The following is a 22,626-nucleotide window of genomic DNA, read 5'->3' as shown; positions in this document are numbered from 1 at the left end:
GCCTTGAGCAAGATCATATTAGTCACCGGCGCGACCGGCATGCAGGGCGGCGCCACTGTCGACGCCCTTCTGGCCAACGGCTTCACGGTCCGCGCTCTGGTGCGTGATCCGCAGTCGGCATCCTCCAGCGCGCTGGCGGCCCGTGGTGTGGAACTGGCGCGGGGCGACTTCGACGACCTGGCCAGCCTGGATGCCGCCATGCACGGCGTGGACGGTGTCTTTTCGATGCAGTTGCCCCCGTTGCCGGGCGACCTTGACAGCGAAGTGCGAGCCGGGCGTAACCTGGTCGAGGCCGCCAAGCGGGCAGGTGTCGATATGTTCGTCCACACCTCTGTCGCGCGCGCCGGTGATCAGGAACATTTCGTCGGCTGGGCCGAAGGGCGCTGGTGGCCAGATTATTGGAACAGCAAGTCGGCGGTGAACGACCTTGTCCGCAGTGCCGGTTTTCCGCACTGGACCGTGCTCAAGCCCGCGTTCATGATGGAAAATTTCATCCCGCCCAAGGCAGCCTGGATGTTTCCGCAACTGTCGCAAGGGTTCATCGGCACGGCGATGGCGAAGGGCGCGCGACTCGACCTGATCGCCGCATCCGATGTGGGCCGGTTCGCCGCCGCCGCCTTTGCCGATCCTGACCGCTTCAATGGCCAGGACATCACCCTCGCCGCCGAAGCGCTCGACATGGATGCCGTGGCCGCGATCATCGCTGAAGTGACCGGCAAGGCCGTGGTGGCGCGCCACATGACGACGGAGGAAGCCGTGAGCGCGGGCAACCACCCTGGGCTCGTCAGCAGCCAGGAATGGGCCAGCATCGAAGGCTATAAGGTCGATTTGGCTCGCGCCCATGCCTTTGGCATCCCGCTGGAACGCTTCGCTGACTGGGCCAGGCGCCACAGCGAGGATTTCGAGATTGCGGTGAGATGAAGATCGTCAATCCAGACACGGCCGAAGCACTCGCTGACCGGGCCGCATTCCACAATGCCCTGCGCGACGGCGGCCATGTCGCGCGGGTCGAGCCTGCCGGCTATTATCTGGTCGGCGGCTTTCGCCAGGTCCGCGCGCTGCTGGAGGATCATGCGACCTTTTCGAAGGCCGAGGGCAACCAATTCGTGCCGACCGAACCGCATTACGCCCTCAACCAGGATCCGCCCGCATTCAATGCGTTTCGCGCCATCTACAATGCCTATATGTCGCCCAAGGGAGTGAAGCGCTGGTCATCGGATTGCGGGCGGATTGCGAACGAACTGGTCGACACGCTGCTGCCGCTTGGCTCTGGCGATCTGCTGCCGCTGTTCGGCAAGCCGCTGCCAGCGCGGGTGACGGCGCTCGCGCTGGGCCTGCCGGCGGACCAGATCGACCAGTATCGCGCCTGGACCGACGCCTTCCTCTCGACCATGATCGCCGATCCCGCCGAGCAGGCGCGGATCATCGGCGCAATGTACGCCTGCTTTGACATGGAGTTCGCGCGACGGCGCGCGGCGCTCGCCCAGGCGGGGATCGATACGCCCGATCCTTCGCATGTCGGCACCATACTCGACGACAATCTGATATCCGTGCTGATGACCAGCACGATCGATGGTCGCCCTCTTACCGATGACGAGATGCGCCGGACCGTGCGCGGCTTCTTCATCGGCGGCGTCGACACGACCGGGGCGTTGATCCTCAATACGCTGTGGCGGCTGCTGGAGCGGCCCATGCTGTGGGAGCAGGTGCAGTCCGACCATTCGCTGATCACGGCCGCCATCGAGGAATCACTGCGCTTCGACCCTCCGGCCTTCGGCATGTTCCGGGGCGTCACCCATGACGTGGACATCGATGGCAATATGATCCCCAAGGGATCGCGCGTTCTCTATTCGACACTGAGCGCCAACCGCGATCCCGCGCTGTTCGATGCGCCGGACGAGTTCCGGCTCGATCGCAAGCCTGTCGCCGCAGGCATGAAGAATATCTCGTTCGGCGGCGGCGCCCACTTCTGCCCCGGTGCATGGACGGCGCGGATGGAAGCGCGCATCGCCCTTGAAGTGTTGATCAAGCGCCTGCCAAGGCTCCGCCTCACCGGCCAGGTACAGCATTACGACATTTCCAACTTCTGGGTGGTACGCCATTTTCCTGCCGCCTGGGACTAAGCCGAGACGGGAGTTTCCATGGCCGATGACCTGCTGATCGAGGACCGCGGCGCCGTCCGCATCCTGACCCTCAACCGCCCGGATGACCGCAATCCGGCGTCGACGGCCCTGCTGTTCAAGCTGACGCAGGTGGCGCGCGCCCTTGCCCAGGATGAAAGCGTCAGCGCCGTCGTCATCACCGGCGCCGGCAGGGCCTTCAGCGCGGGTGGCGATTTCCAGCATTTCGTCGCGACCGCCACGGATCCGAAGGTCGCGCGCGAGACGATCGACAACGGACGCGACTTTATCGACGCCATGCTGGACATTCCGGTTCCGGTCATCGCCGCGGTGAACGGCGCAGCCGTGGGCTTCGGTGCGACGCTGCTGGCGTTGTCCGATATCGTCATCATGGCCGAGAATGCCTTCATCATCGAGCCGCACGTCAATGTGGGGCTGGTCATCGGCGATGGCATTTCCGTGACCTGGCCATTTCTGACCTCGCTGCACAAGGCCAAGGAGCTTGCCTTTACCGGCGATCGGCTGTCAGCCGCCGACGCGGTTGCCTGCGGCCTTGCCAACAAGGTCGTGCCTGCCGGTGCGCAGCTCGACGAGGCGCTGGCCATGGCGGAACGGATCGCAAGGCAGCCCAGAAGTGCGCTCAAAGGCTCCAAACACTTGTTCAACATATATTCCAAGGCCATGATGGATACCGTCCTCAAGGCCCAGATGGACCTCCAGTTCGCGCAGACCCAGGGCCCTGAACATGGTCGCATCGTGCAAGACATGATCGATGCCCAGAAGCGCAACCAGACTTGAACGAATGATGCCCGACCAGGCACCCAATAATAGTTTGTTTCGGTAGCGGTGCGTGGCGGGCAGGGTGCGTCCACAGGAGATTGCGGGCAAAGGATGGGACAGGTGACAAGATCGCCCTTACCCCCGCCCGCCCTTTCCTCTATCAGGTTGTCATGAACAGCCCGTCGCTGCGCCAGTTGGATATTTTCGCGCGGATGGTGGCGGCGGGGGACGCGGCGCGCTGCGCACGCGATCTGGGCGTCGCGGTCGAACAGGTGCTGCATGACATCGCCGCACTGGAAATGCGGTTGGGTTATCCATTGTTCGATGATCCGGGTGGCGACGCGCGCCTCACCCCCGCAGGGCACAAGACCGCCCAGGCGATGACGCTGCTGAGCCAGGACAGGCCGGGTGCGGAGCGTGCCGCATCGGGCGCAGCCCCCCCGCCGTCGCCCCCGATTCCGGCAGGACCGGAACGCCAGTCGATCATGCTGGCCGCCCCCGCGCCGATATTCGGCCATTTCCAGGACGCGCTCGCCGCCTTCGAAGCGGCGAACGAGGATATCGCCATCACGCTCGACCTGCATGTCCACAGCGCGCAGCAGGCCATGGCCGCGCTGGCCAGCGGACGGGCCGACATCGCCTATTTCTATGGGCTGGAGGAACCGGCCGGCATCGAATCCCGCTATGGCTGGTCGGAACCGCTCAACCTCTATGCCGGCACCAGCCATCCGCTCGCGCACACCGACAGCGTGAGCCGCGAGGCGCTGGCGATAACGCCGATGCTGACAATGGAACCGCAGAACGGGATGCGCGAAATCGTCGATGCCGCGCTTGCCAAGGGACGGTTGCGCACTTTGCCCGCGCTGCTGGAAAGCGACAATATGTTCGAGATCATCGCCGCCCTGCGCGACGGCGTGGGCTATTTCGCCGCGTTCGGCACGCTGGCGCGCGATCTGGGACGAATGGGCGGCATCCAGCGGCTGGCGCTCGACATGCCGTTGCCCGCGATCGAAATCCGCCAGGCCGTAGCACCCGGCGCGGTGGGCAAGCCCGCCGTTGGCGCATTGGCGGATTTCCTGTTCCTGTGACCATGACGAAGATTTAATGACGCGCCGCAGCGGAAATGCGATCAACCGGTATTGATATGATGTATCATCCTGGATACAGGATCACATCAGACCAGACTCAAAGGGTTGATCTTCATGTCCCGCTTTCCGATGTTGCGCGCAGGTTGCGCCCTGTCCGTGCTGTGCCTTGCCGTTCCTGCCTTCGCCGAAGATGGTGCGACCGACACTGCCGACTCCCCTTATCATGCGCAGCGCGCTGACATCATCGTCACCGCCCTCATCCCCCGCAAGCAGGGCGACATATTATCCGGCACCACCGTCGTCACCGGCGAGAAACTGACCCGCGAACTGCGCACCAGCATCGGCGAGACTCTGGCCCGCCAGCCGGGCGTATCGGCCACCTCTTTTGGCCCCAATGCATCCCGCCCGATCCTGCGCGGCTTCCAGGGCGAGCGTGTGCGCATCCTGACCGACGGCATCGGCAGCTTCGACGTGTCCAACACCTCGGTCGATCACGCGGTCGCAATCAATCCGCTGACCGCCGACCGGATCGAAATACTCCGCGGCCCTGCTGCCCTCCTCTACGGTTCATCGGCGATCGGCGGCGTGGTCAATGTGATCGACAGCCGCATCCCGCGCCGCGTGCCCGACGAGCCGGTCCATATCGACGCCATCGGCACCTATGGCAGTGCATCGAATGAACGCACCGGGTCGGGCGAAATCGAAGTGCCGCTGGGCGACAAGTTCGTCGTCCATGTCGACGGCAGCTACAGCAAGACCGGCAATCTCGACACGGGCGGCTATATATTGACCCCCGCATTGCGCGCGCAGGCAGCGGCGAGCAGCGACCCCGACATTGCCGGCCTGTCCACCCTGCGCGGCAAGCTGCCCAACAGTGCCGCAGAGACATGGGAGGTCGCGGGCGGCGCGGCGCTGATCACCGATGGCGGCAACCTTGGCTTTTCGGTCGCGCATACCGACAATTTCTATGGCGTGCCGGTCCGCTATGCGCTCGACCCCGATGCCGAGGCGGAACAGGTGCGGCTGCACATGAAGCAGGACCGGGTCGACATGCGCGCGGAAGTGCCGGTCAATGGCGGCCTGCTGGAATCGATCCGCTTCCGCGCGGGCTTTGCCGACTACCAGCATCAGGAAATCGAGGACACGGGCGAGGTCGGCACGACTTTCTACAACCAGTCGATGGAATCGCGGCTGGAACTGGTGCAGGCCAGGCGCGGCGGATGGGACGGCGCGATCGGCGCACAATATTTCACCCGCAAATTCCATGTCGTGGGCGAAGAGAAATTCCTGCCCCGCAACCAGACCGACCAGTTCGGCCTCTTCACCCTCCAGTCGCTGGACCTGGGCACCACCCGGATCGAGGCCGGCGCGCGGTTCGAACATACCGATGTCCGCGCCGATGCCGACGAAACCCTGTTCAACCCCGCCTATAGCCGCACATTCGATACCGTGTCCGGCTCGATCGGCGCCAGCCATGAACTGGTCCCCGGCTGGCGGCTGGGCCTGAACCTGTCCCGTACCGAGCGCGCGCCGTCGGCCGAGGAATTGTTCGCGCGTGGCAATCATGCCGGCACCCAGGCGTTCGAGCTGGGCAATCCCGATTTCGCCAAGGAAAAAAGCTGGGGGATCGAAGGCACGCTGCGCGGCCAGGGCGACGGCTACAGCGTGTCGCTGTCCGCCTATCACAACTGGTTCAGCGGCTACATCTACGACGCGCTGGTGGCCGATTCGGTCTGCATGGCGGCCAATGGCGGCGTGGCGCTCGACTTCCCCTGCTACCAGTATAACCAGGCCGATGCCCGCTATCTGGGGTTCGAGGCCGAAGCGACGGTCAAGCTGGCGCAGGTCGGCACCTATGCGATCAATGTCGATGGCGTCGCCGACTATGTCCGCGCGACGATCACCGGCAGCGGCCCCGCGCCGCGCATTCCACCTATGCGCCTGCTGGGCGGGCTGGAAGCGCAGGGCGATCGCCTGAGCCTGCGTGCCGAGGTGGAGCATGATTTCGCACAGAACCGCACCGCCGCGACCGAAACCGACACGGATGCCTTCACCCTGGTCAATGCATCCGTGTCGTGGAAGCCACTCAAGGATAATGGCCGCACGACGCTGACCCTGTCGGCCAACAACATCTTCGATGTGGAGGCTCGGCGCGCGGCGAGTTTCCTGAAGGATTACGCCCCCCTTGCCGGGCGCGACATCCGCCTGACCGCACGCCTGTCACTCTGAAGCCCCGCACATCGGCGCGCCTGTGGATGCGGCGCGCCGGCCTTGCCAATTATGACAATTTCGTTACAGGCGATCCATGCGTCAGATCGCCGCCCTGCCCTATGCCACCGCCGCCGACGGATCGATGCAGATCCTGCTGATCACATCGCGTGAGACGCGGCGCTGGGTGATTCCCAAGGGCAACCGGATCAAGGGGCTGGCCGGCCACCGCGCCGCCGAACTGGAAGCCTATGAGGAAGCGGGCATCCACGGCATCGCCTGCCCCGCGCCACTGGGCCGCTACCGTTATGACAAGCGCAAGCGCAAGGGCGGGTCGCGCGCAGCGGAGGTCGAGGTTTTTCCGCTTGCGGTCACTGGCCACCTGACGCAATGGCCCGAACAGGGGCAGAGGGAATTGCGCTGGTTCCCCGTCGCCGAAGCGGCACGGGCGGTGGACGAACCCGACCTGCAATCGATCATCGCGGCCTTCCGCGAACCGCCCGTCGATCCGGGCTGGTTCATCCGCCTATTGCTGGCGATCCGCGACAAGCAACGTGAAAGGACTGGAATGCTGCGCTGGTTTCATGCGCTGATGCCCAAGCAGGGGCGCTTCTTCGAACAGTTCGAGGATCATGCCGCCACCCTTGTCGCGGGCGCCGACGCGCTCGCAAGGCTGCTGAAGGGCGGGCCGGACATGGCCGGGCATATCAAGACCATTTCCGATCAGGAACATGAGGCGGACGACATCATCCGCGACGTGTTGCAGGATGTACGCCGCATCTTCGTCACTCCGTTCGACCGCAGCGCCATCACCGGCCTGATCGGCGTGATGGACGACGCGATCGACCAGATGAACCAGACCGCCAAGGCGATCGCCCTGTTCGAGGTGACGGAATTTCCGTCGCAGATGCAGGATATGAGCGCGCTGATCGTGGAATGCGCCCGCATCACCGTGGAAGCCATGCCGCTGCTGCGCTCGCTCAACCTCAATGCGGCGCGGCTGCACGAGCTGACCGAACGGCTGGTGACGCTGGAGGGGCATGCCGACCTGTTGCATGAAGCGGGTCTCAAGGCGCTCTACAGCCAGGCGCGTGCCGGCAATCCGATGGACTTCATCGTGGGCAACGAGATTTACAGCCATCTGGAAAAGGTGACGGACCGTTTCGAGGATGTCGCCAACGAGATTTCCGGCCTGGTCATCGACCACGCCTGATCCCATCCCATGGACGCCCATATCGCCTTTCCGCTGCTGGTTGCGCTGATCGGCGTCGCGCTAGCCTTCGACTTTCTCAACGGCCTGCACGACGCCGCCAACTCGATCGCGACCATCGTGTCGACCCGCGTGCTCAAACCGCAATATGCGGTCGCCTGGGCCGCCTTCTTCAACTTCATCGCCTTCCTCTTCTTTGGCCTGCATGTCGCCGAAACGGTGGGCAAGGGCATCGTCGACGCCAGCATCATCGATGCATCGGTGATCTTCGGCGCGCTGATGGGTGCGATCGCCTGGAACCTCATCACCTGGGGGCTGGGCATCCCGTCATCGTCCAGCCATGCGCTGATCGGCGGGCTGCTGGGTGCGGGCACGGCCAAGGCCGGGCTGGGCGCGGTGGTCTGGAGCGGCGTGTTCAAGACCAGCGCGGCGATCGTCATATCGCCGGCGGTCGGCCTGTTCCTGGCGCTGATGCTGGTGCTGCTGATCAGTTGGATCTTCCGCCGTTTCACGCCGCAGGGCGCGGACGGCGTATTCCGCAAGCTCCAGCTCGTGTCCGCCTCGCTCTATTCGCTGGGCCATGGCGGCAATGACGCGCAAAAGACGATGGGGATCATCGCCGTGCTGCTCTATTCCCAGGGGATGCTGACCGGCGGCTTCCATGTGCCGATGTGGGTGGTGCTCAGTTGCCAGGCGGCGATGGGCCTGGGCACGTTGCTGGGCGGGTGGAAAATCGTGCACACCATGGGGTCCAAGATCACGCGGCTGACCCCGGCGCAGGGTTTCTGCGCGGAAACCGGCGGCGCGATCACCCTGTTCATGGCGACCCATCTGGGCATTCCGGTGTCGACCACCCATACGATTACCGGCGCGATCGTGGGCGTGGGCGCGTCGCGGCGGCTGTCGGCGGTGCGCTGGAACGTGGCGTCGAGCATCATTGTCGCCTGGGTCGTCACCCTGCCCGCGGCCGCCGCGATCGGCGCGGCCTTTTACGGGCTGACCAAGCTCTTCTGAGCCAATGGCACCGAGGCCATGCAAAAGGGCGCGGGAGTGATCCCGCGCCCTTTTCGTCATCGGTCAGCGCCGTTCAGGCGACCCGGCCGAGCCGATGATAGAGATTGGCATATTTGACCGATTCCGGCTGGTCCTGAACCTCGCGCAGATAATGGGCGATGGCGGTGCGGATCAGGCCGAAGTCCTCCTGGCTGAACACCGCGCGCGAGCGAGCGGGCTGGGGGTGGCCTTGGGTCTGGTCGATCGTGTCGGTGGTCATCCTCTTGTCCTTCGTCGCTGGCCCATCGATCGGGCTATGAACAACGAAGTATACAGCTAAACACCAATGCGGAAGGCCGATGAGTGGCCGTCAGTCACAATCATATTTGGTCATTATGTCATTCTATGACATAATGACCAAATGGCAGAGCTGAACGATCGCAAACTCTATCTTGGCCCCAAGCTGCGCGTGCTGCGCCGCGAACTGGGCCTGAACCAGACCCGCATGGCGGAAGAACTGGGCGTGTCGCCCAGCTATCTCAACCATCTGGAGCGCAACCAGCGGCCGTTGACAGCGCAGATGCTGCTGCGGCTCGCCAACACCTATGACATCGATATTCGCGACTTCACCGCCACCCCGGCCGATGGCGGGCCGGGTGAACTGAGCGAGATCTTGTCCGACGCGCTGGTCCGCGACATCGGCATCGCCCGCGACGAGGTGCTGGAGGTCGCGGAAAATTATCCCGGCGTCAGCGAGGCGATCGCCCGCTTCTACCGCGCGCTGGGTGATCTGCGTCGCCTGCCGGGCGAAGCGATCACCAGCGGCGGACCCGCGCCACTGGTCGCGCCGGTCGACTGGCTGCGCGAGACGATCGCGCGATCGGGCAACCATTTCGCGGAGATCGACGCGGGTGCGGAAAGCCTGGCCGCCGCCCTGCCCGACGATCCCGGCCTGTTGCAGGCGGAGCTGCGCGCGCGCCTGAAGGATCGGCACGGCATGACCGTTCAGGTCGTGCGCGCCGACATATTGGCGGGAACGCTGCGCCATTATGACATGCACCGGCGGCGGCTGATGCTGAGCGAGCGGCTGGCGGCATCGGGGCGCCTCTTCGCCATCGCCTATCACCTCTGCGCGCAGGAACTGGCCGAGGCGATTGCGACGCAGATCGCACGCACCGCGCCGCCCGACGAGGACAGCCGCCGCCTTGCCAGCATGGCGCTCACCAACTATGCCGCCGCCGCCCTGGTCATGCCCTATGACCGTTTCCGGCAGGCGGCCGAGCAGAGCCGCCATGACATCGCCCTGTTGCGCGACCGTTTCGGCGCATCGACCGAGCAGGTCGCCCATCGCCTGACCAGCCTGAACCGCACCGGCGCGCGCGGCATCCCCTTCTTCATGGCGAAGATCGACCGGGCGGGCATCCTGTCGAAGCGGTTCGACGGGGAAGCCTGGCCCTTCGCCCGTTTCGGCGGCACCTGCCCGCGCTGGGACGCGCATGGTGCCCATGTGCCGGATCAGGTGACACCGCAACTCATCGAAACGCTGGAAGGCAAGCGGTTCGTGACGCTGGCGATCGGCCTGCCGCAGGGCGAGGCGCGTGGACGAACCGTGATCGCGCTGGGGTGCGAGGCGAAACATGCGCCCCGCATCGTCCATGCCGACGGCATCGACCCGGACAAGGGTGAGGCAACGCACGTCGGACCGACCTGCCATCTGTGCGAACGGCGCGGCTGCCCCGACCGCGCGCTGCCCCCGGTTACGCGCGCGCTGGACCTACACAGTTACGAACGGACGGCCGCGCCCTTCCCGTTCCGGCGCGTGTAATCATTGCGGTGCCAGCGCGTCCATGATCTGGCGGACGGGGGTGATGTCATAGCCCGCCGCAGCCGCCTGGGCCGCCAGCACATCGGCATTGTCCCCGGCGCGGGCGCGGGTCAGCGACCAGAGCAGGGTGCTGCGCGTGCCCGACCGGCAATAGGCCAGCAGCTTGCCGTCCCCCGCCTGTTCCAGCGCGGCGGCCATGCCGTCGAGCTGCCACGGCGCAAAGCCGCCATGCGACACCGGCACGGCAAGATAGGCGATACCCGCAGCCTTCGCCGCCGCCTCGATCTCCGCGCCGTTGACCTGGCCGGGTTCCTCGTCATCGGGGCGGTTGTTGAGGATGACGGTCACGCCCTGCGCCTTGGCCTCACCGACCTGATCGATCGTGATCTGCGGGGAAACGAGGATACGGTCGGTCAGCTTGCGGAACATGGGCGTGTCTCCTTTGGCCGGAGCCATGCGCCACAGATCGTCAGGATTCAAGTCGGGCGGCGGGGATAAAATTCACAGAAACGGCCGGATGGCGGCGAGGAAGGCATCGCCCCAGGCGTCCAGCTTCTTCTGGCCGATGCCGCTGATGTGGCTCATTTCGCGCATGTTCGACGGGCGTTGTTCCGCCATTTCGCGCAGCGTCGAATCGTGGAAGATGACATAGGGCGGCACGCCGGCTTCCTGCGCCAGTTCGCGGCGACAGGCGCGCAGCGCGTCGAACAGCGGATCGCCGACCGGGTTGGCCTCCGCGCCGTTGCGGGCATTGCGACCGCGCCGTTCGCGCTTGGGCGGCACCAGGATGCGGACTTCCTCCTCCCCGCGCAGGATCGGGCGGGCGTTGGGACCGAGCATCAGGCCGCCATGCTCCGTCGTCTCCAGCGCGTCGCGGACCAGCAGCGCGCGCGATACGGGGCGAAGCAGCGCAACTTCATCCCCGGACACGATGCCATGGACGGAGATTTTGTCATGGCCGCGCTCACGCACCTTGTCATTGGGGGCGCCGGTCAGCACCGCTTCGATATGGCCGCTGCCGAAACTCTGGCCGGTGCGATAGACGGCGGAGAGATATTTGCGCGCGGTTTCGGTGGCGTCGACGCTGGCGGGGGGCGAGAGGCAATTGTCGCAATTGCCGCAACTGGGCGGTGGCGATTCGCCGAAATGGCGCAGCAGGATCGCGCGACGGCAGGTGGCGGTTTCCACCAGCGCACCCAATGCCGCGATGCGGGCGCGTTCACCCTGCTGGCGGCTCTGGTCCAGTTCCATGATCCGCTGGCGGGCGCGGGCAAAATCCTCCGCACCCCAGAACAGATGGGCGACCGCCGGTTCGCCGTCGCGCCCCGCACGGCCCGATTCCTGATAATAGCCCTCGATCGACTTGGGCAGGCCAGCGTGCGCGACGAAGCGCACATCAGGCTTGTCGATGCCCATGCCGAAGGCGACGGTGGCGACCATCACCATGTCCTCGCTGGCGATGAAGGCGGCCTGGTTACGGGCGCGCACCGCCGGGTCGAGGCCGGCATGATAGGCGCGCACCGAGCGGCCGGAGCGGCCGAGCGTTTCGGCCAGCTTTTCGGTCGCGGCGCGGGTCTGGGTATAGACGACGCCGGGGCCGGGGTTGGCGGCGACGAGGTCGGACAATTGCCGCGTCAGCCCGTCGCGTGGATGGACGGCGTAGCGGATATTGGGCCGGTCGAAGCCCGATATGATGAGGCCATCGTCCGGTATGCCGAGCTGGACCAATATGTCCTTGCGCGTATGCGCGTCGGCGGTAGCGGTGAGCGCCAGGCGCGGGACATCGGGAAATTCGTCCAGCAACGGGCGCAGCAGGCGATAGTCGGGGCGGAAGTCATGGCCCCATTCGGATACGCAATGGGCTTCGTCGATCGCGAACAGCGCGATCCTGGCGGCGCGCAGCAGGTTGCGGAACGGTTCCTGACTGGCGCGTTCGGGGGCGACATAGAGCAGGTCGAGATCGCCATTGCGGAGGCGATCCTGCGTCTCGCGCCAGTCAGCGTCGACGCTGGTGAGGCTGGCGGCGCGCAGCCCCACCGCATTGGCCGCGCGCAACTGATCATGCATCAGCGCGATCAGCGGCGAAACGACGACGCAGCAGCCGTCGAGCGCGGCCGAAGGAAGCTGGTAGCAAAGCGACTTGCCCGCGCCGGTCGGCATGATCGCCAGCGTCGGCTGGCCCGCCATGACGCGGCCCACCACCTGTTCCTGCACCCCGCGAAAGGCGGTGAAACCGAATATGTCGTGGAGAAGCGTGGGAATGTCGGGGCGCATCGCATCGCCTCTAGCGGCTGCGGCGCGGGGGGGCCAGTGGGTTGCGCGATGCACGGGATGCCGGACTGATGCGCTTTCGGGCGCGTCATGGCTCATTTTCGGCCGGATGTTGCCGGTTGCGCGCGCAATAGCGGCTTTTCCGACGCGATCCGGCCGGAGCCGCGCCCTGACTTTTCAGGGGGTTAGCGCGGATTTTCCGAAACTTCGCGCGAATGCACCATGGAAGATTCGCGCCGAACGCAAAAAACGGCGTGAATAGAAGATGTTGACGATGCAAAGAGCCGGGCGCACTTTTACGCGAAGGCGCTGGTGTAGGACAGGATTATCCTAAGGGTGCAGGGCTGAGTTGGGTGGGAAAGAGACTGTCTGGTTTACAGGAGCAATTGTTATAGAGCAGACATAAAATCCACCGTCACCCCAGCGAACGCTGGGGTCTCAGGCGGCGGCGCGTTACAGTAGGGCATGGCGCGAGGCGGCTACACATATATCATGACTAATAAGGCAAGGGGCGTTCTCTATATCGGCGTCACCGCCGACATCGCGGCGCGTGCCGAACAGCATCGAAACGGCACTGGCTCGGCCTTTTGCAGGAAATACGGGCTGATGCGCTTGGTTCTCGTCGAGCAACATGATGATATCACGCTCGCCATCGCTCGCGAAAAGGCGCTCAAAGCCTGGAAGCGCGAATGGAAAATCCGGCTGATAGAGGAGGGTAATCCCGATTGGCGCGATATGACGGACCTTATCCTCTGACCGCCTGAGACCCCAGCCTGCGCTGGGGTGACGATAAGAATAATGGCCGCTTCAGGACAATGGCACATCTTGTTTTGAAGGCGAAAAATGGTCGCTTCCGGTAAATGCTGCCTTGTCATTGAACAGGGCCGTAGCCCTCACTCCGCCGGGTCGAGCAGGCAGCCCCAGCCGGGTTTGAAGCGGGCAGTGCGGGTGGCGAGGAGGGGGACGTGGCCTTCCACGGCGCGGCTTTCGGGGATGTCGGTCAGGCGCACCAGCGCCATGCCGGGTTCCTTGTCGGCGGCGCAGCTGCCCATCGCCCGGCCTTCGACATAGCGGCAGGAACAGCCGATCCGCGCGCCATAGGCCGCGCCCAACTGCGCCCGCGCGCGCAGGCCGGTCCAGTTCCAGGCCAGCGCGCCAAGGATCAGCACCGCGATCAGCATTGCCGCCATTGTCCATTTCCGCCGAACCGCCATGGCTCTTTATCCCGCTGCTGTGTAAGGGCGCCGGCTTATGCAGATCGACAAGCGAATCGTAAAGCGTCTTGGGTTGGGCGCAGGCATCGCCGCGCTGCTGGTCGCGGGCACGCTGGCCGGGCGCGCGCAGCAGGACACAGCGCCGGTCTATCGCGTCGCGGCGGACGCGGTGGTGGGCGAAGCCGCGCTGCGCGGCGCAATCGACCCGTTGTTCGACGATGAGGCGATGGGCCAGACCCGCGCGCTGCTGGTGATGCGCGACGGACAGGTGATCGCCGAACGCTATGCGCCCGGTTTCGGGCCGGACACCAGGCTGCTGTCCTGGTCGATCGCCAAGAGCGTGACGGCGGTGCTGGTCGGCCTGATGGTCGCGGACGGGCGGCTGGCGCTGGATGCGCCGGTGCCGGTGCCGGCGTGGAGCCAGCCGGGCGATCCGCGCGGGCGCATCACGCTGCGGCAATTGCTGACCATGAGTTCGGGGCTGGACCATGTGGAGGATGGCGCGCCGGTGATGAACGGCGACACGGTGCGGATGCTGTTTGCCGACGGCGCGCAGGACATGGCGGCCTATGCCGAAGCCAAGCCGCTGGCCCATGCGCCGGGGTCGGGTTTTGCCTATTCGACCGGCAGCAGCCTGATCCTGGCCGACCTGATGACGCGGATGCTGACCAACAGCGCCGATCCCGACGTGCGGCGGCGGGCGATGCAGATGTTCATCGACGGACGGCTCAAGGCGCCGGGCAATCTGCCCAGCCTGACGGCGGAATATGACGCCAGCGGCACGATGATCGGCGGCAGCATCCTGCACATGACCGCGCGCGACTATGGCCGGTTCGGCGACCTGCTGCGCCGCCGGGGGCGGTCGCCCGCCGGGCACCAGATATTGCCGGAAAAATGGATCGACCTGATGACCACGCCATCGGCGCGCAATGCCGCCTATGGGCTGCATATCTGGCTCAATCGCGACAGCAGCGAGAGCGCGCTGATGCCGGGACAGGCGCCCGCCAGCCTGTTCGGCTGCGTCGGGCATAATGGCCAATATATCCTGATTTCGCCCAGCCAGCGGCTGACCGTGGTGCGGATCGGCATGTCGCCGCACAAGGACCAGCGGCGCGCGGTGCGCGGGGCGCTGGCGAAACTGGTCGGGCTGTTTCCGGGTTAAGGGGTCACAGGAGGAAGCGCCCTTCTATCACCGTGCGGCACGCGCCGGTCAGGATGACCCGGTCGCCCGCCAGCGTGCAGCCCAGCCGCCCGCCGCGCACGGACGCCTGCCAGGCGCTGATCTGATTTTTTCCCAGCCGCGCCGCCCAGAATGGGGTGAGCAGGCAATGGGCCGAACCGGTGACGGGGTCTTCATCCACCCCGCCGCCCGGCACGAAGACGCGGCTGACAATATCGCTGTCGTCGCCGGGCGCGGTGGCGATCAGCATCATGTCGCCCAGCGCTTTCAAGGCCGCGAAGTCGGGCGTGAGCGCGCGCACGGCGGCAGCGTCCGGGAACAGGAACAGGCTGTAGCCGCCGTCGCGCCAGTGCGATTCGACGGGCTGGCCACCCAGCCCGACGGCCAGATCGGGCAGCGGCCGGGGCGCCATGTCCCAGGCCGGCAGCGAGAGGGCATAGCCATCCGCTTCGCGCGTGACGGTCAGGACGCCGGCGTGGCGGGTGCGGAAGCGGATGGCGTCGCCCTGCATCAGCACATGGCCGCTCGCCAGCGTGGCGTGGCCGCACAGCTTGACCTCGACCGTCGGAGTGAACCAGCGCAGGGCATGGTCGGCGTCGGGGTCGTCCGGCGTGGGCACGGTGAAGGCGGTTTCGGAGAGATTATTCTCCGCCGCGATTGCCTGAAGCGTGGCGTCGTCAAGCCAGGCGTCGAGCGGTATCACGGCAGCAGGATTGCCGGTGAAGGGCGCGTGGGCGAAGGCATCGACCTGCGTGAAGGGAAGCTGGGTGACGGGAAGCTGGGTCATGGGGGGGGCGCTGTCCTGTTGCATGTTGCGCCGGTCATGCCCCGATACGCGCATCGCCGACAGGGCCGCGCGCCGGCCATTGGCCCTTCCCCTGTGTCCGAAACGAAATGGGCCAGCCATGGGTGCATGGCTGGCCCGTGTCGCGGCGTTCAGGGGACGGTTTGACCGTCAATCCGCGCATTTTAATCGGTGCATTTTCAACGAAAACGCATCGACGCGTGGTGACGCTCCCCAGGCTTACGCTCTGCCGCTCGCCCTCCCGCGGGCGATGACCGTCATATTATCGTAACTCAAGCGAGTCGTCTCGCACTTTCGCATGGCGGTGCTTCGGTTCGGCGCATCATTCCCCGCACTGGGCGCGGTGGAGCAATTTCTGGTCGGCCAGCACCAGCGCCATCATCGCTTCGACCACTGGCACGCCGCGAATGCCGACGCAGGGGTCATGGCGGCCCTTGGTGATGATGTCGGACGCCGCACCATCGCGCGTGACCGTTTCGACCGGGATCAGGATCGAGCTGGTTGGCTTGAACGCGACGCGCAGCTTGACCGGCTGTCCGGTCGAAATGCCACCGGCGATGCCACCGGCATGGTTGGCGAGGAACAGCGGGCCGTCATTGCTCCCATCCAAAGCCGGGCGCATCGGGTCGGCATTCTGTTCGCCGCGCAGGCGGGCGGCGGCGAAGCCGTCACCAATCTCGACGCCCTTGACCGCATTGATGCTCATCATCGCGCTCGCGAGTTCGCTGTCGAGCTTGGCATAGAGTGGCGCGCCCCAGCCCGCCGGCACGCCCGCCGCGACACATTCCACCACCGCGCCGAGCGAGGAGCCATCGAGGCGGGCTGTGTCGACCAGCGCTTCCCAGCGGGCCGCCGCCGCCGGATCGGGACAGAAAAAGGGATTCTGGCCGATCTGCGCGGCGTCGAAACGGGCATAGTCGATCGCGTCGCCGCCGATTTCGCTGACATAGGCGAAAATGTCGACTTCGGGGATGACTGCGCGGGCGACCGCGCCCGCCGCCACCCGGCTGGCGGTTTCGCGGGCCGACGACCGCCCGCCGCCGCGATAGTCGCGAAAGCCATATTTCGCGTCATAGGCATAGTCGGCATGGCCGGGGCGGTATGCCTTGGCGACGTCCGAATAATCCTTGGAGCGCTGGTCCATATTGTCGATCAGCAGGCTGATCGGCGTGCCGGTGGTGCGCCCTTCGAACACGCCCGACAGGATGCGCACTTCGTCCGCCTCGCGGCGCTGGGTGGTGAATTTGGACGTGCCGGGCTTGCGCAGGTCAAGCCAGGGCTGGATGTCCGCCTCGCTCAAGGGGAGGCCGGGCGGGCAGCCATCGACGACCGCGCCGATGGCAGGCCCGTGGCTTTCGCCCCAGGTGGTGAAGCGGAAAACGCGACCGAAACTGTTGAAACTCATTCTGCTGCTTCACTATCCCAATCGGAGCCGAAACGCTGCGCCATGTAGCGCGCACTGCCGAAGCGGCCGGCCAGCAGGCCCTCCACGGTCAGGTCGGTGTCCAGTTCTTCCCAATGCAGGCCGAAGCCCGCGCCTGCGATCTCGACCTTATCGAGCTGATCGGCGCTCGCCTGCTCCAGCCCCTGCGCCAATGTGGCGGGGAAGGAAAAGGTGGCGCCGCTGACCAAGTCGATCACGATATGGCCGGTTTCCCGGTCGTAACGCGCGGCGCGGGCACGCGGCTTGATCGCAAGATCATGCTGGCCGCGCCGCACGGCGTCCTTGAACTGAGACTGGGTTAGTTCACCCATGGATATCGTTCCACCTTTCGACCAGATAGTCGCGCTTTTCTCGCACGATTTCCAGCGCGCGTCGACTCTCGCGCCGGTCGGCACCAACGATCCGCACCACCTGCGCCGCGCCATATTGTCCGACCAAGGCGATTTTCGTTTCGCCGTTGCCGAAGACATGAATATGCGGCGGCGGATGGTCATCGGTGTAGATCACGACCCGCAGATTGGCTTCGCGCAGGACCGTGGGCATGCGCTCACCTGTCCAGCGCGATGTCCGGTGCGTCTTCCGCTTTCATGCCGATGACGTTGTAGCCCGCGTCGACATGGTGGATTTCGCCGGTCACGCCCGATGCGAGGTCCGACAGCAGGTACAGGCCCGCGCCGCCCACATCCTCGATCGTCACGTTGCGACGCAGCGGCGAGTTCAGCTCGTTCCATTTGAGGATATAGCGGAAATCGCCGATGCCGCTGGCGGCCAGCGTCTTGATCGGGCCGGCCGAGATGGCGTTCACCCGGATATTTTCGGGGCCAAGATCCATCGCCAGATATTTGACGGAGGTTTCCAGCGCCGCCTTCGCCACGCCCATCACATTATAATGGGGGATGACCTTTTCCGCGCCATAATAGCTCAAGGTCAGGATGCTGCCGCCATTGGGCATCAGCGCGCGGGCGCGGCGGGTGACGGCGACGAAGCTGTAGGCCGACACGTTCATGGTCAGCAGGAAATTGTCGAGGCTGGTGTCGACATAAAGGCCGCGCAGCTCATTCTTGTCGGAAAAGCCGATCGCGTGGACGACGAAGTCGATCGTGCCCCAGCGCGCTTCCAACTCGGCAAACGCGGCGTCCAGCTTGTCCATGTCGGTCACGTCGCAATCGATCAGAAAATCCGACCCGACCTGCTGCGCCAATGGCCGCACCCGCTTGGCCAGCGCGTCGCCCTGATAGGAGAAGGCCAGTTCCGCGCCGTGCGCGTGCAATTGCTGGGCAATGCCCCAGGCGAGCGACTTGTCGTTCGCCAGCCCCATGATGAGCCCGCGCTTCCCTGCCATCAAGCCGTTCATATCGTCGTTCCGTTTCCTTGCGTCGCCAGCGCCGCGTCCGGTTCCTCTTCGGGAAATTCCGCCAGCGCCGCATTCAATTCCGCGCCAATTACCACGCCAAGCCCGACGAGAAAGAAAAAAATGAGGGTGATCATGACGCCGGCCAGGCTGCCATAGGTGCGGTCATAGCCGCCCAGCAGCGACAGGGTCGGCGGCAGCAGCCAGGTGGTGGCATACCAGCAGAGCGAGGTGGCGAGCGCGCCGGGCCATTTGGGGAAACGCCGGTCCTTGTAGGCGGACGGGGTGAGCGAGGCATAGAGCGACCAGAGCGCCAGGCATAATATGCCCATCGGCACCAATTTGGTCAGCGTCAGGATGCGGATGGCGTCGTCGGCGAAGGGAAAGAGCCGCAACACGACCTGCTCCGCGCCGGTCAGCACGATCTGGAGCGAGAAGGCGAACATCACCGCCAGCACGCTGACCAGCGTGATGCCGATCGCGGCCAGCCGGTAATGCCAGAAACCGCGCGAGCTTTTGGTCCCATAGGCGCGGCGCAATATGTCGCGGATCGTTTCGATCAGGCTGCCCACGGTCCACAGGCCAACGAGCGCGCCCAGCCAGAGCAGTGATCCGGTGCGCGCGTGAAGCACATCAATGATCGGTTGCCGCACCACGTCCGCCACCCCGCGCGGCAGGTTGGCCAGAAACACATAGACCGCGTTCAGCCGGTCCTGCGTGCTGCCCAGCACCGACGCCACCGCCGCCGCGACGATGAAGAAGGGGAACAGCGTGATCAGCGACAGATAGGCCAGGTTGCCCGCATGGATGAAGCCATCGCTATAGGTGCCGACCAGCACCCGCTTGACGATTTCCATCGTCCGGGCCGTGGGCCGGACCCGGTCGATCTGGGCGCGGGCATGCGCCTTCATGCGGTGGCGGCGCTGTTCAGGCGAGTGCGGCGAAACTTGCATCGCCCCGGTAACGCCTCAAACGCCCAGATGGGCGCGCACGGCCCGACTGTCCTGCCAGTTTTCCACCAGCGCCCGGATCGCCGGATCGTCGGCCGGCACGTCGATCTGGAGCGTCACCATCTGGTCGCCACGCTGGCCGTCCTTGCCGGTAAAGCCCTTGCCGCGCAGGCGCAGCGTCTTGCCCGACGTCGCGCCCGCGGGGACGCCCAGCATGACCGGGCCATCGACGGTCGGCACCTTGACCTTGCCACCCTTCACCGCTTCGTCGATGGTGATCGGCAGGTCGAGCAGCACATTGTCGCCATCGCGGGTGAAGAAAGGATGTGGCTTCACCTCGATCGTGACGATCGCGTCGCCCGCCCCGCCCGGCCCGGCCTGCCCCTTGCCCGACAGGCGCATCTGGGTGCCGCTTTCCACCCCGGCGGGCAGCTTGAGGTCGATGGTCTTGCCGTCCTGCAAGGTGATGCGCTGGGGCGCGAGGGTTGCAGCGTCCGTGAACTGCACCGCCAGCCGATAGGCGACATTGGCGCCCTTTGGCGGCGGCGCCTGGCGGCCAAAACCACCGCCAAAGCCGCCCCCCGCGCCTGCGCGCCGGCCCGCGCCGCCGAATAGTCCTTCGAAAATGTCGCCGAAATCCGCGCCGCCAGTGTCGAAGCCGCCGCCCGGCTGACCGCGAAAACCGCCGCCGCCACCCCCGCCGCCAAAGCCGAAGGGCGCGGTCGGATTGCCGTCGCCGTCAATCTCGCCCCGGTCGAAGCGGGCACGCTTGTCCTTGTCCGACAGCAGATCATAGGCGTTGGTCGCGGCGGAAAATTTTTCCGACGCCTTGGGATTATCCTTGTTCTTGTCGGGATGCAGTTCCTTCGCCAGCTTGCGATAGGCGGACTTGATCTCCGCATCACTGGCGCTGCGGGCTACGCCCAGGGTGGAATAGGGATCTGGCATCTTCTACCTGTTGCACAAAAGCATCACTGCGCGACTATGTGGACGATGCGGGGCCGACATTCAAGGCGGCGATGATATGGGGCATCCCCTTATCGACAGTGCGGCTGCCCGCTTCTAGAAGCCATGGGCATGACCGATCCCTTCACCCTCTTCGACCAATGGTATGCGCAGGCGCGCGAAACCGAAATCAATGACAGCAACGCCATGGCGCTGGCCACCGCCGACGCGCGCGGCCGGCCGTCGGTGCGGATGGTGCTGCTGAAAGGTCATGGGCCGGACGGTTTCGTCTTTTACACCAATTTCGAGGGGCGCAAGGCGGGCGAACTGCTGGTCAATCCCCATGCCGCCCTGCTGTTCCACTGGAAATCACTGCGCCGCCAGATCCGCATCGAAGGCGCGGTCGGCCCGGTGGACGACGCCGCGGCTGACGCCTATTTCGCCAGCCGCAGCCGCGACAGCCAGCTGGGCGCATGGGCTTCGGACCAGTCCCGCCCGCTGCCCTCCCGCAACATCTTCATGGCCCGGTTCGAGGAAGCCAGCGCCCGATTCGCGGGCGGTCCGGTGCCCCGCCCGCCGCACTGGTCGGGCTTTCGCGTCGTGCCCGAACGGATCGAATTCTGGCAGGATCGCGAACATCGCCTGCACGAACGGCGCCTGTTCGAACGGCAGGATGATGGCTGGTGCGAAGGGCTGCTCTATCCCTGATGGCCTGTGCCTTGGCAGCCTGTCGCTGACAGGCGGTTGCCGGGGGGCGTGGAAAGACGCGGCTGCTTCGTCTTGTCTGGTGCAGCCGGACGCGCCCTGATTGCGGGTCGCCCGGCCGCCTGTTAGGTGTTCCTGACAGACGGACAACAGGCGGGGGCCGCCCATAGGCGACCTAAAGGGATTTGATGCGAAACAGACTGACGGCCTTCATCCTCATCGGCATGGTGCTGGGGGTGATTACGGGCTTTGTGGCCAACCTGACCGTCGGCGGCGATGAAACGCTGGCGAAGGATGTGGCGGGCTATTTCCACCTGCTGGCCGACATCTTCCTGCATCTGATCAAGATGATCATCGCCCCGCTGGTCTTTTCCACGCTGGTCGCGGGCATCGCCCATATGGGCGACAGCGCAGCGCTGGGGCGGATCGGCGGGCGCGCCCTTGCCTGGTTCATCATCGCCAGCCTCATTTCGCTGACGCTCGGCCTCATCTTCGTCAATTTCTTCGCGCCGGGCGAGGGGTTGAATCTCGTCCGTTCAGGCGCGGACGCAGGCGTCAACACCGAAGCGCTCAACTTCCGCGACTTCATCCTCCATGTCTTTCCGACATCGATGGTGGGCGCGATGGCGGAAAATTCGATCCTCCAGATCGTCGTCTTTTCCCTGTTCGTGGGCGTTGCGCTGACCGCCATCGGTGACAGGGGCAAGCCGATCGTCACGGTGATCGAGGCGATGGTCGAACTGATGTTGCAGGTGACGGGCTATGTCATGCGCGTGGCGCCGTTCGCGGTGTTCGGCGCGCTCGCATCTTCGGTCACGGTGCAGGGTCTGGGCGTGCTCAAAACCTATGGCGCGCTGGTCGGCGAATTCTATATCGCCCTGTTCTGCCTGTGGCTGCTGCTGTGCGGCGCGGGGGCGATTTTCCTGGGCAAGCGGATGTTCAAGCTGGTCCGCTATGTCCGCGAACCCATATTGATCGCCTTTTCCACCGCATCGTCCGAAGCCGCCTACCCCAAGATGCTGGAGCAGCTCGACCGTTTCGGCGTGCCGCGCCGCATCTACAGCTTCGTGCTGCCGCTGGGCTATTCGTTCAACCTCGACGGGTCGATGATGTATGCGACCTTCGCGACGATCTTCATCGCCCAGGCCTATGGCATCGACCTGCCGATCGCGACGCAGATCACCATATTGCTGGTCCTGATGGTGACGAGCAAGGGCATCGCCGCCGTGCCGCGCGCATCGCTGGTGGTGGTGGCCGCCACGCTGGGTCAGTTCGACCTGCCGGTCGAAGGGGTCGCCTTCATCCTGGCGGTCGATCATTTCATGGACATGGGCCGCACCGCCACCAACGTGCTGGGCAACGCCATCGCCACGTCCGTCATCACCAAATGGGAAGGGATGCTGGAGGTCGAGGAGCCGATCGAGGTGGAGCATCCCAAGGCCCCGGCCCACACCGCGGCCCATGGCCGTGCCGGGCTGGACCTGGCGCCCGACATGGTGGAGGACGACCGCAAGGGGTAGGCAAAGGGCCGACATGC

At 65.4% G+C, this 22,626-nt stretch carries 23 protein-coding genes; 12 read left to right on the top strand and 11 right to left on the bottom strand.

Annotated elements, in window-relative coordinates; translation table 11 throughout:
- Nucleotides 1-3 precede the first annotated feature (3 nt).
- The 7 genes from Q4610_RS05065 (at nt 4) to Q4610_RS05035 (ending at nt 8,420) form a co-directional block, all read left to right on the top strand.
- Complete coding sequence (locus tag Q4610_RS05065; protein WP_304534926.1) at nt 4-921, top strand: NmrA family NAD(P)-binding protein; 918 nt, start codon at nt 4-6, stop codon at nt 919-921.
- Nucleotides 918-2,123, top strand: a complete 1,206-nt coding sequence (locus Q4610_RS05060) for a cytochrome P450 (RefSeq protein ID WP_304534925.1) — start codon at nt 918-920, stop codon at nt 2,121-2,123. Before Q4610_RS05065 ends, Q4610_RS05060 begins: the two co-directional genes overlap by 4 nt.
- A gap of 18 nt (nt 2,124-2,141) precedes the next feature.
- On the top strand, nt 2,142-2,918 hold the full coding sequence (locus Q4610_RS05055) for an enoyl-CoA hydratase/isomerase family protein (RefSeq protein WP_304534924.1): 777 nt from the start codon (nt 2,142-2,144) through the stop codon (nt 2,916-2,918).
- Nucleotides 2,919-3,070: 152 nt separating this feature from the next.
- On the top strand, nt 3,071-3,988 hold the full coding sequence (locus tag Q4610_RS05050) for a LysR family transcriptional regulator (RefSeq protein ID WP_304534923.1): 918 nt from the start codon (nt 3,071-3,073) through the stop codon (nt 3,986-3,988).
- Nucleotides 3,989-4,102: 114 nt separating this feature from the next.
- Nucleotides 4,103-6,217 carry a TonB-dependent receptor gene (locus tag Q4610_RS05045; RefSeq protein ID WP_304534922.1) on the top strand — a complete coding sequence of 705 codons (2,115 nt, stop codon included), beginning with the start codon at nt 4,103-4,105 and terminating at the stop codon, nt 6,215-6,217.
- A 76-nt stretch (nt 6,218-6,293) separates the two neighbouring features.
- Nucleotides 6,294-7,409 carry a DUF47 family protein gene (locus tag Q4610_RS05040; protein WP_304534921.1) on the top strand — a complete coding sequence of 372 codons (1,116 nt, stop codon included), beginning with the start codon at nt 6,294-6,296 and terminating at the stop codon, nt 7,407-7,409.
- Between the two features lie 9 nt (nt 7,410-7,418).
- On the top strand, nt 7,419-8,420 hold the full coding sequence (locus Q4610_RS05035; protein WP_304534920.1) for an inorganic phosphate transporter: 1,002 nt from the start codon (nt 7,419-7,421) through the stop codon (nt 8,418-8,420).
- A 73-nt stretch (nt 8,421-8,493) separates the two neighbouring features.
- On the opposite strand, the gene Q4610_RS05030 is transcribed toward Q4610_RS05035, so the two are convergent.
- Nucleotides 8,494-8,679, bottom strand: coding sequence for a hypothetical protein (locus Q4610_RS05030; protein ID WP_304534919.1), 186 nt, complete (start codon nt 8,677-8,679; stop codon nt 8,494-8,496).
- Between the two features lie 141 nt (nt 8,680-8,820).
- Between Q4610_RS05030 and Q4610_RS05025 the strand changes: the two genes are divergently transcribed.
- Nucleotides 8,821-10,224, top strand: coding sequence for a helix-turn-helix domain-containing protein (locus tag Q4610_RS05025; RefSeq protein WP_304534918.1), 1,404 nt, complete (start codon nt 8,821-8,823; stop codon nt 10,222-10,224).
- Here Q4610_RS05025 and Q4610_RS05020 read toward each other — a convergent pair whose 3' ends face one another.
- Together Q4610_RS05020 and recQ are read right to left on the bottom strand one after the other, a co-directional pair.
- The gene (locus Q4610_RS05020) at nt 10,225-10,653 is read right to left on the bottom strand and encodes a protein tyrosine phosphatase family protein (protein WP_304534917.1); all 429 of its coding nucleotides are present in this window, start codon (nt 10,651-10,653) and stop codon (nt 10,225-10,227) included. It abuts the gene before it with no gap.
- 72 nt (nt 10,654-10,725) lie between these two features.
- Nucleotides 10,726-12,498, bottom strand: coding sequence for a DNA helicase RecQ (recQ, locus tag Q4610_RS05015; protein WP_304534916.1), 1,773 nt, complete (start codon nt 12,496-12,498; stop codon nt 10,726-10,728).
- A gap of 462 nt (nt 12,499-12,960) precedes the next feature.
- Here recQ and Q4610_RS05010 point away from each other — a divergent pair, with 462 nt between their 5' ends.
- Nucleotides 12,961-13,251 carry a GIY-YIG nuclease family protein gene (locus tag Q4610_RS05010; protein WP_304534915.1) on the top strand — a complete coding sequence of 97 codons (291 nt, stop codon included), beginning with the start codon at nt 12,961-12,963 and terminating at the stop codon, nt 13,249-13,251.
- Nucleotides 13,252-13,388: 137 nt separating this feature from the next.
- Here Q4610_RS05010 and Q4610_RS05005 read toward each other — a convergent pair whose 3' ends face one another.
- The gene (locus tag Q4610_RS05005) at nt 13,389-13,709 is read right to left on the bottom strand and encodes a hypothetical protein (protein ID WP_304534914.1); all 321 of its coding nucleotides are present in this window, start codon (nt 13,707-13,709) and stop codon (nt 13,389-13,391) included.
- Nucleotides 13,710-13,746: 37 nt separating this feature from the next.
- Between Q4610_RS05005 and Q4610_RS05000 the strand changes: the two genes are divergently transcribed.
- On the top strand, nt 13,747-14,871 hold the full coding sequence (locus Q4610_RS05000) for a serine hydrolase domain-containing protein (protein ID WP_304534913.1): 1,125 nt from the start codon (nt 13,747-13,749) through the stop codon (nt 14,869-14,871).
- 4 nt (nt 14,872-14,875) lie between these two features.
- On the opposite strand, the gene Q4610_RS04995 is transcribed toward Q4610_RS05000, so the two are convergent.
- The 7 genes from Q4610_RS04995 to Q4610_RS04965 all read right to left on the bottom strand — a co-directional run bounded on the left by Q4610_RS04995 (nt 14,876) and on the right by Q4610_RS04965 (nt 20,387).
- Nucleotides 14,876-15,676, bottom strand: coding sequence for a PhzF family phenazine biosynthesis protein (locus tag Q4610_RS04995; protein ID WP_304535544.1), 801 nt, complete (start codon nt 15,674-15,676; stop codon nt 14,876-14,878).
- A gap of 340 nt (nt 15,677-16,016) precedes the next feature.
- A complete protein-coding gene (gene aroC, locus Q4610_RS04990) occupies nt 16,017-17,099 on the bottom strand; it encodes a chorismate synthase (RefSeq protein ID WP_304534912.1) in 1,083 nt (360 codons plus the stop codon).
- Nucleotides 17,096-17,449: a DUF2442 domain-containing protein gene (locus Q4610_RS04985; RefSeq protein ID WP_304534911.1), complete on the bottom strand. Its 354-nt coding sequence runs from the start codon at nt 17,447-17,449 to the stop codon at nt 17,096-17,098. Before Q4610_RS04985 ends, aroC begins: the two co-directional genes overlap by 4 nt.
- The gene (locus Q4610_RS04980; RefSeq protein WP_304534910.1) at nt 17,442-17,681 is read right to left on the bottom strand and encodes a DUF4160 domain-containing protein; all 240 of its coding nucleotides are present in this window, start codon (nt 17,679-17,681) and stop codon (nt 17,442-17,444) included. Before Q4610_RS04980 ends, Q4610_RS04985 begins: the two co-directional genes overlap by 8 nt.
- Nucleotides 17,682-17,685: 4 nt before the next feature.
- Entirely contained in the window at nt 17,686-18,492 is an 807-nt protein-coding gene (fabI, locus tag Q4610_RS04975; protein WP_304534909.1) for an enoyl-ACP reductase FabI, read from the bottom strand.
- Nucleotides 18,489-19,400, bottom strand: coding sequence for a YihY/virulence factor BrkB family protein (locus Q4610_RS04970; RefSeq protein WP_304534908.1), 912 nt, complete (start codon nt 19,398-19,400; stop codon nt 18,489-18,491). The genes fabI and Q4610_RS04970 overlap by 4 nt, the downstream gene beginning before the upstream one ends.
- A gap of 57 nt (nt 19,401-19,457) precedes the next feature.
- Nucleotides 19,458-20,387 carry a DnaJ C-terminal domain-containing protein gene (locus Q4610_RS04965; protein WP_304534907.1) on the bottom strand — a complete coding sequence of 310 codons (930 nt, stop codon included), beginning with the start codon at nt 20,385-20,387 and terminating at the stop codon, nt 19,458-19,460.
- A gap of 129 nt (nt 20,388-20,516) precedes the next feature.
- On the opposite strand from Q4610_RS04965, the gene pdxH reads away from it, so the two are divergent.
- Nucleotides 20,517-21,092: a pyridoxamine 5'-phosphate oxidase gene (gene pdxH, locus Q4610_RS04960; protein WP_304534906.1), complete on the top strand. Its 576-nt coding sequence runs from the start codon at nt 20,517-20,519 to the stop codon at nt 21,090-21,092.
- Nucleotides 21,093-21,277: 185 nt separating this feature from the next.
- On the top strand, nt 21,278-22,609 hold the full coding sequence (locus tag Q4610_RS04955; RefSeq protein WP_304534905.1) for a dicarboxylate/amino acid:cation symporter: 1,332 nt from the start codon (nt 21,278-21,280) through the stop codon (nt 22,607-22,609).
- Nucleotides 22,610-22,626: the final 17 nt, after the last annotated feature.

The organism is Sphingobium cyanobacteriorum, assembly GCF_030580935.1.
Classification (GTDB): Bacteria; Pseudomonadota; Alphaproteobacteria; order Sphingomonadales; family Sphingomonadaceae; genus Sphingobium; species Sphingobium cyanobacteriorum.
This window is presented reverse-complemented; position numbering and strand designations above follow the sequence as displayed.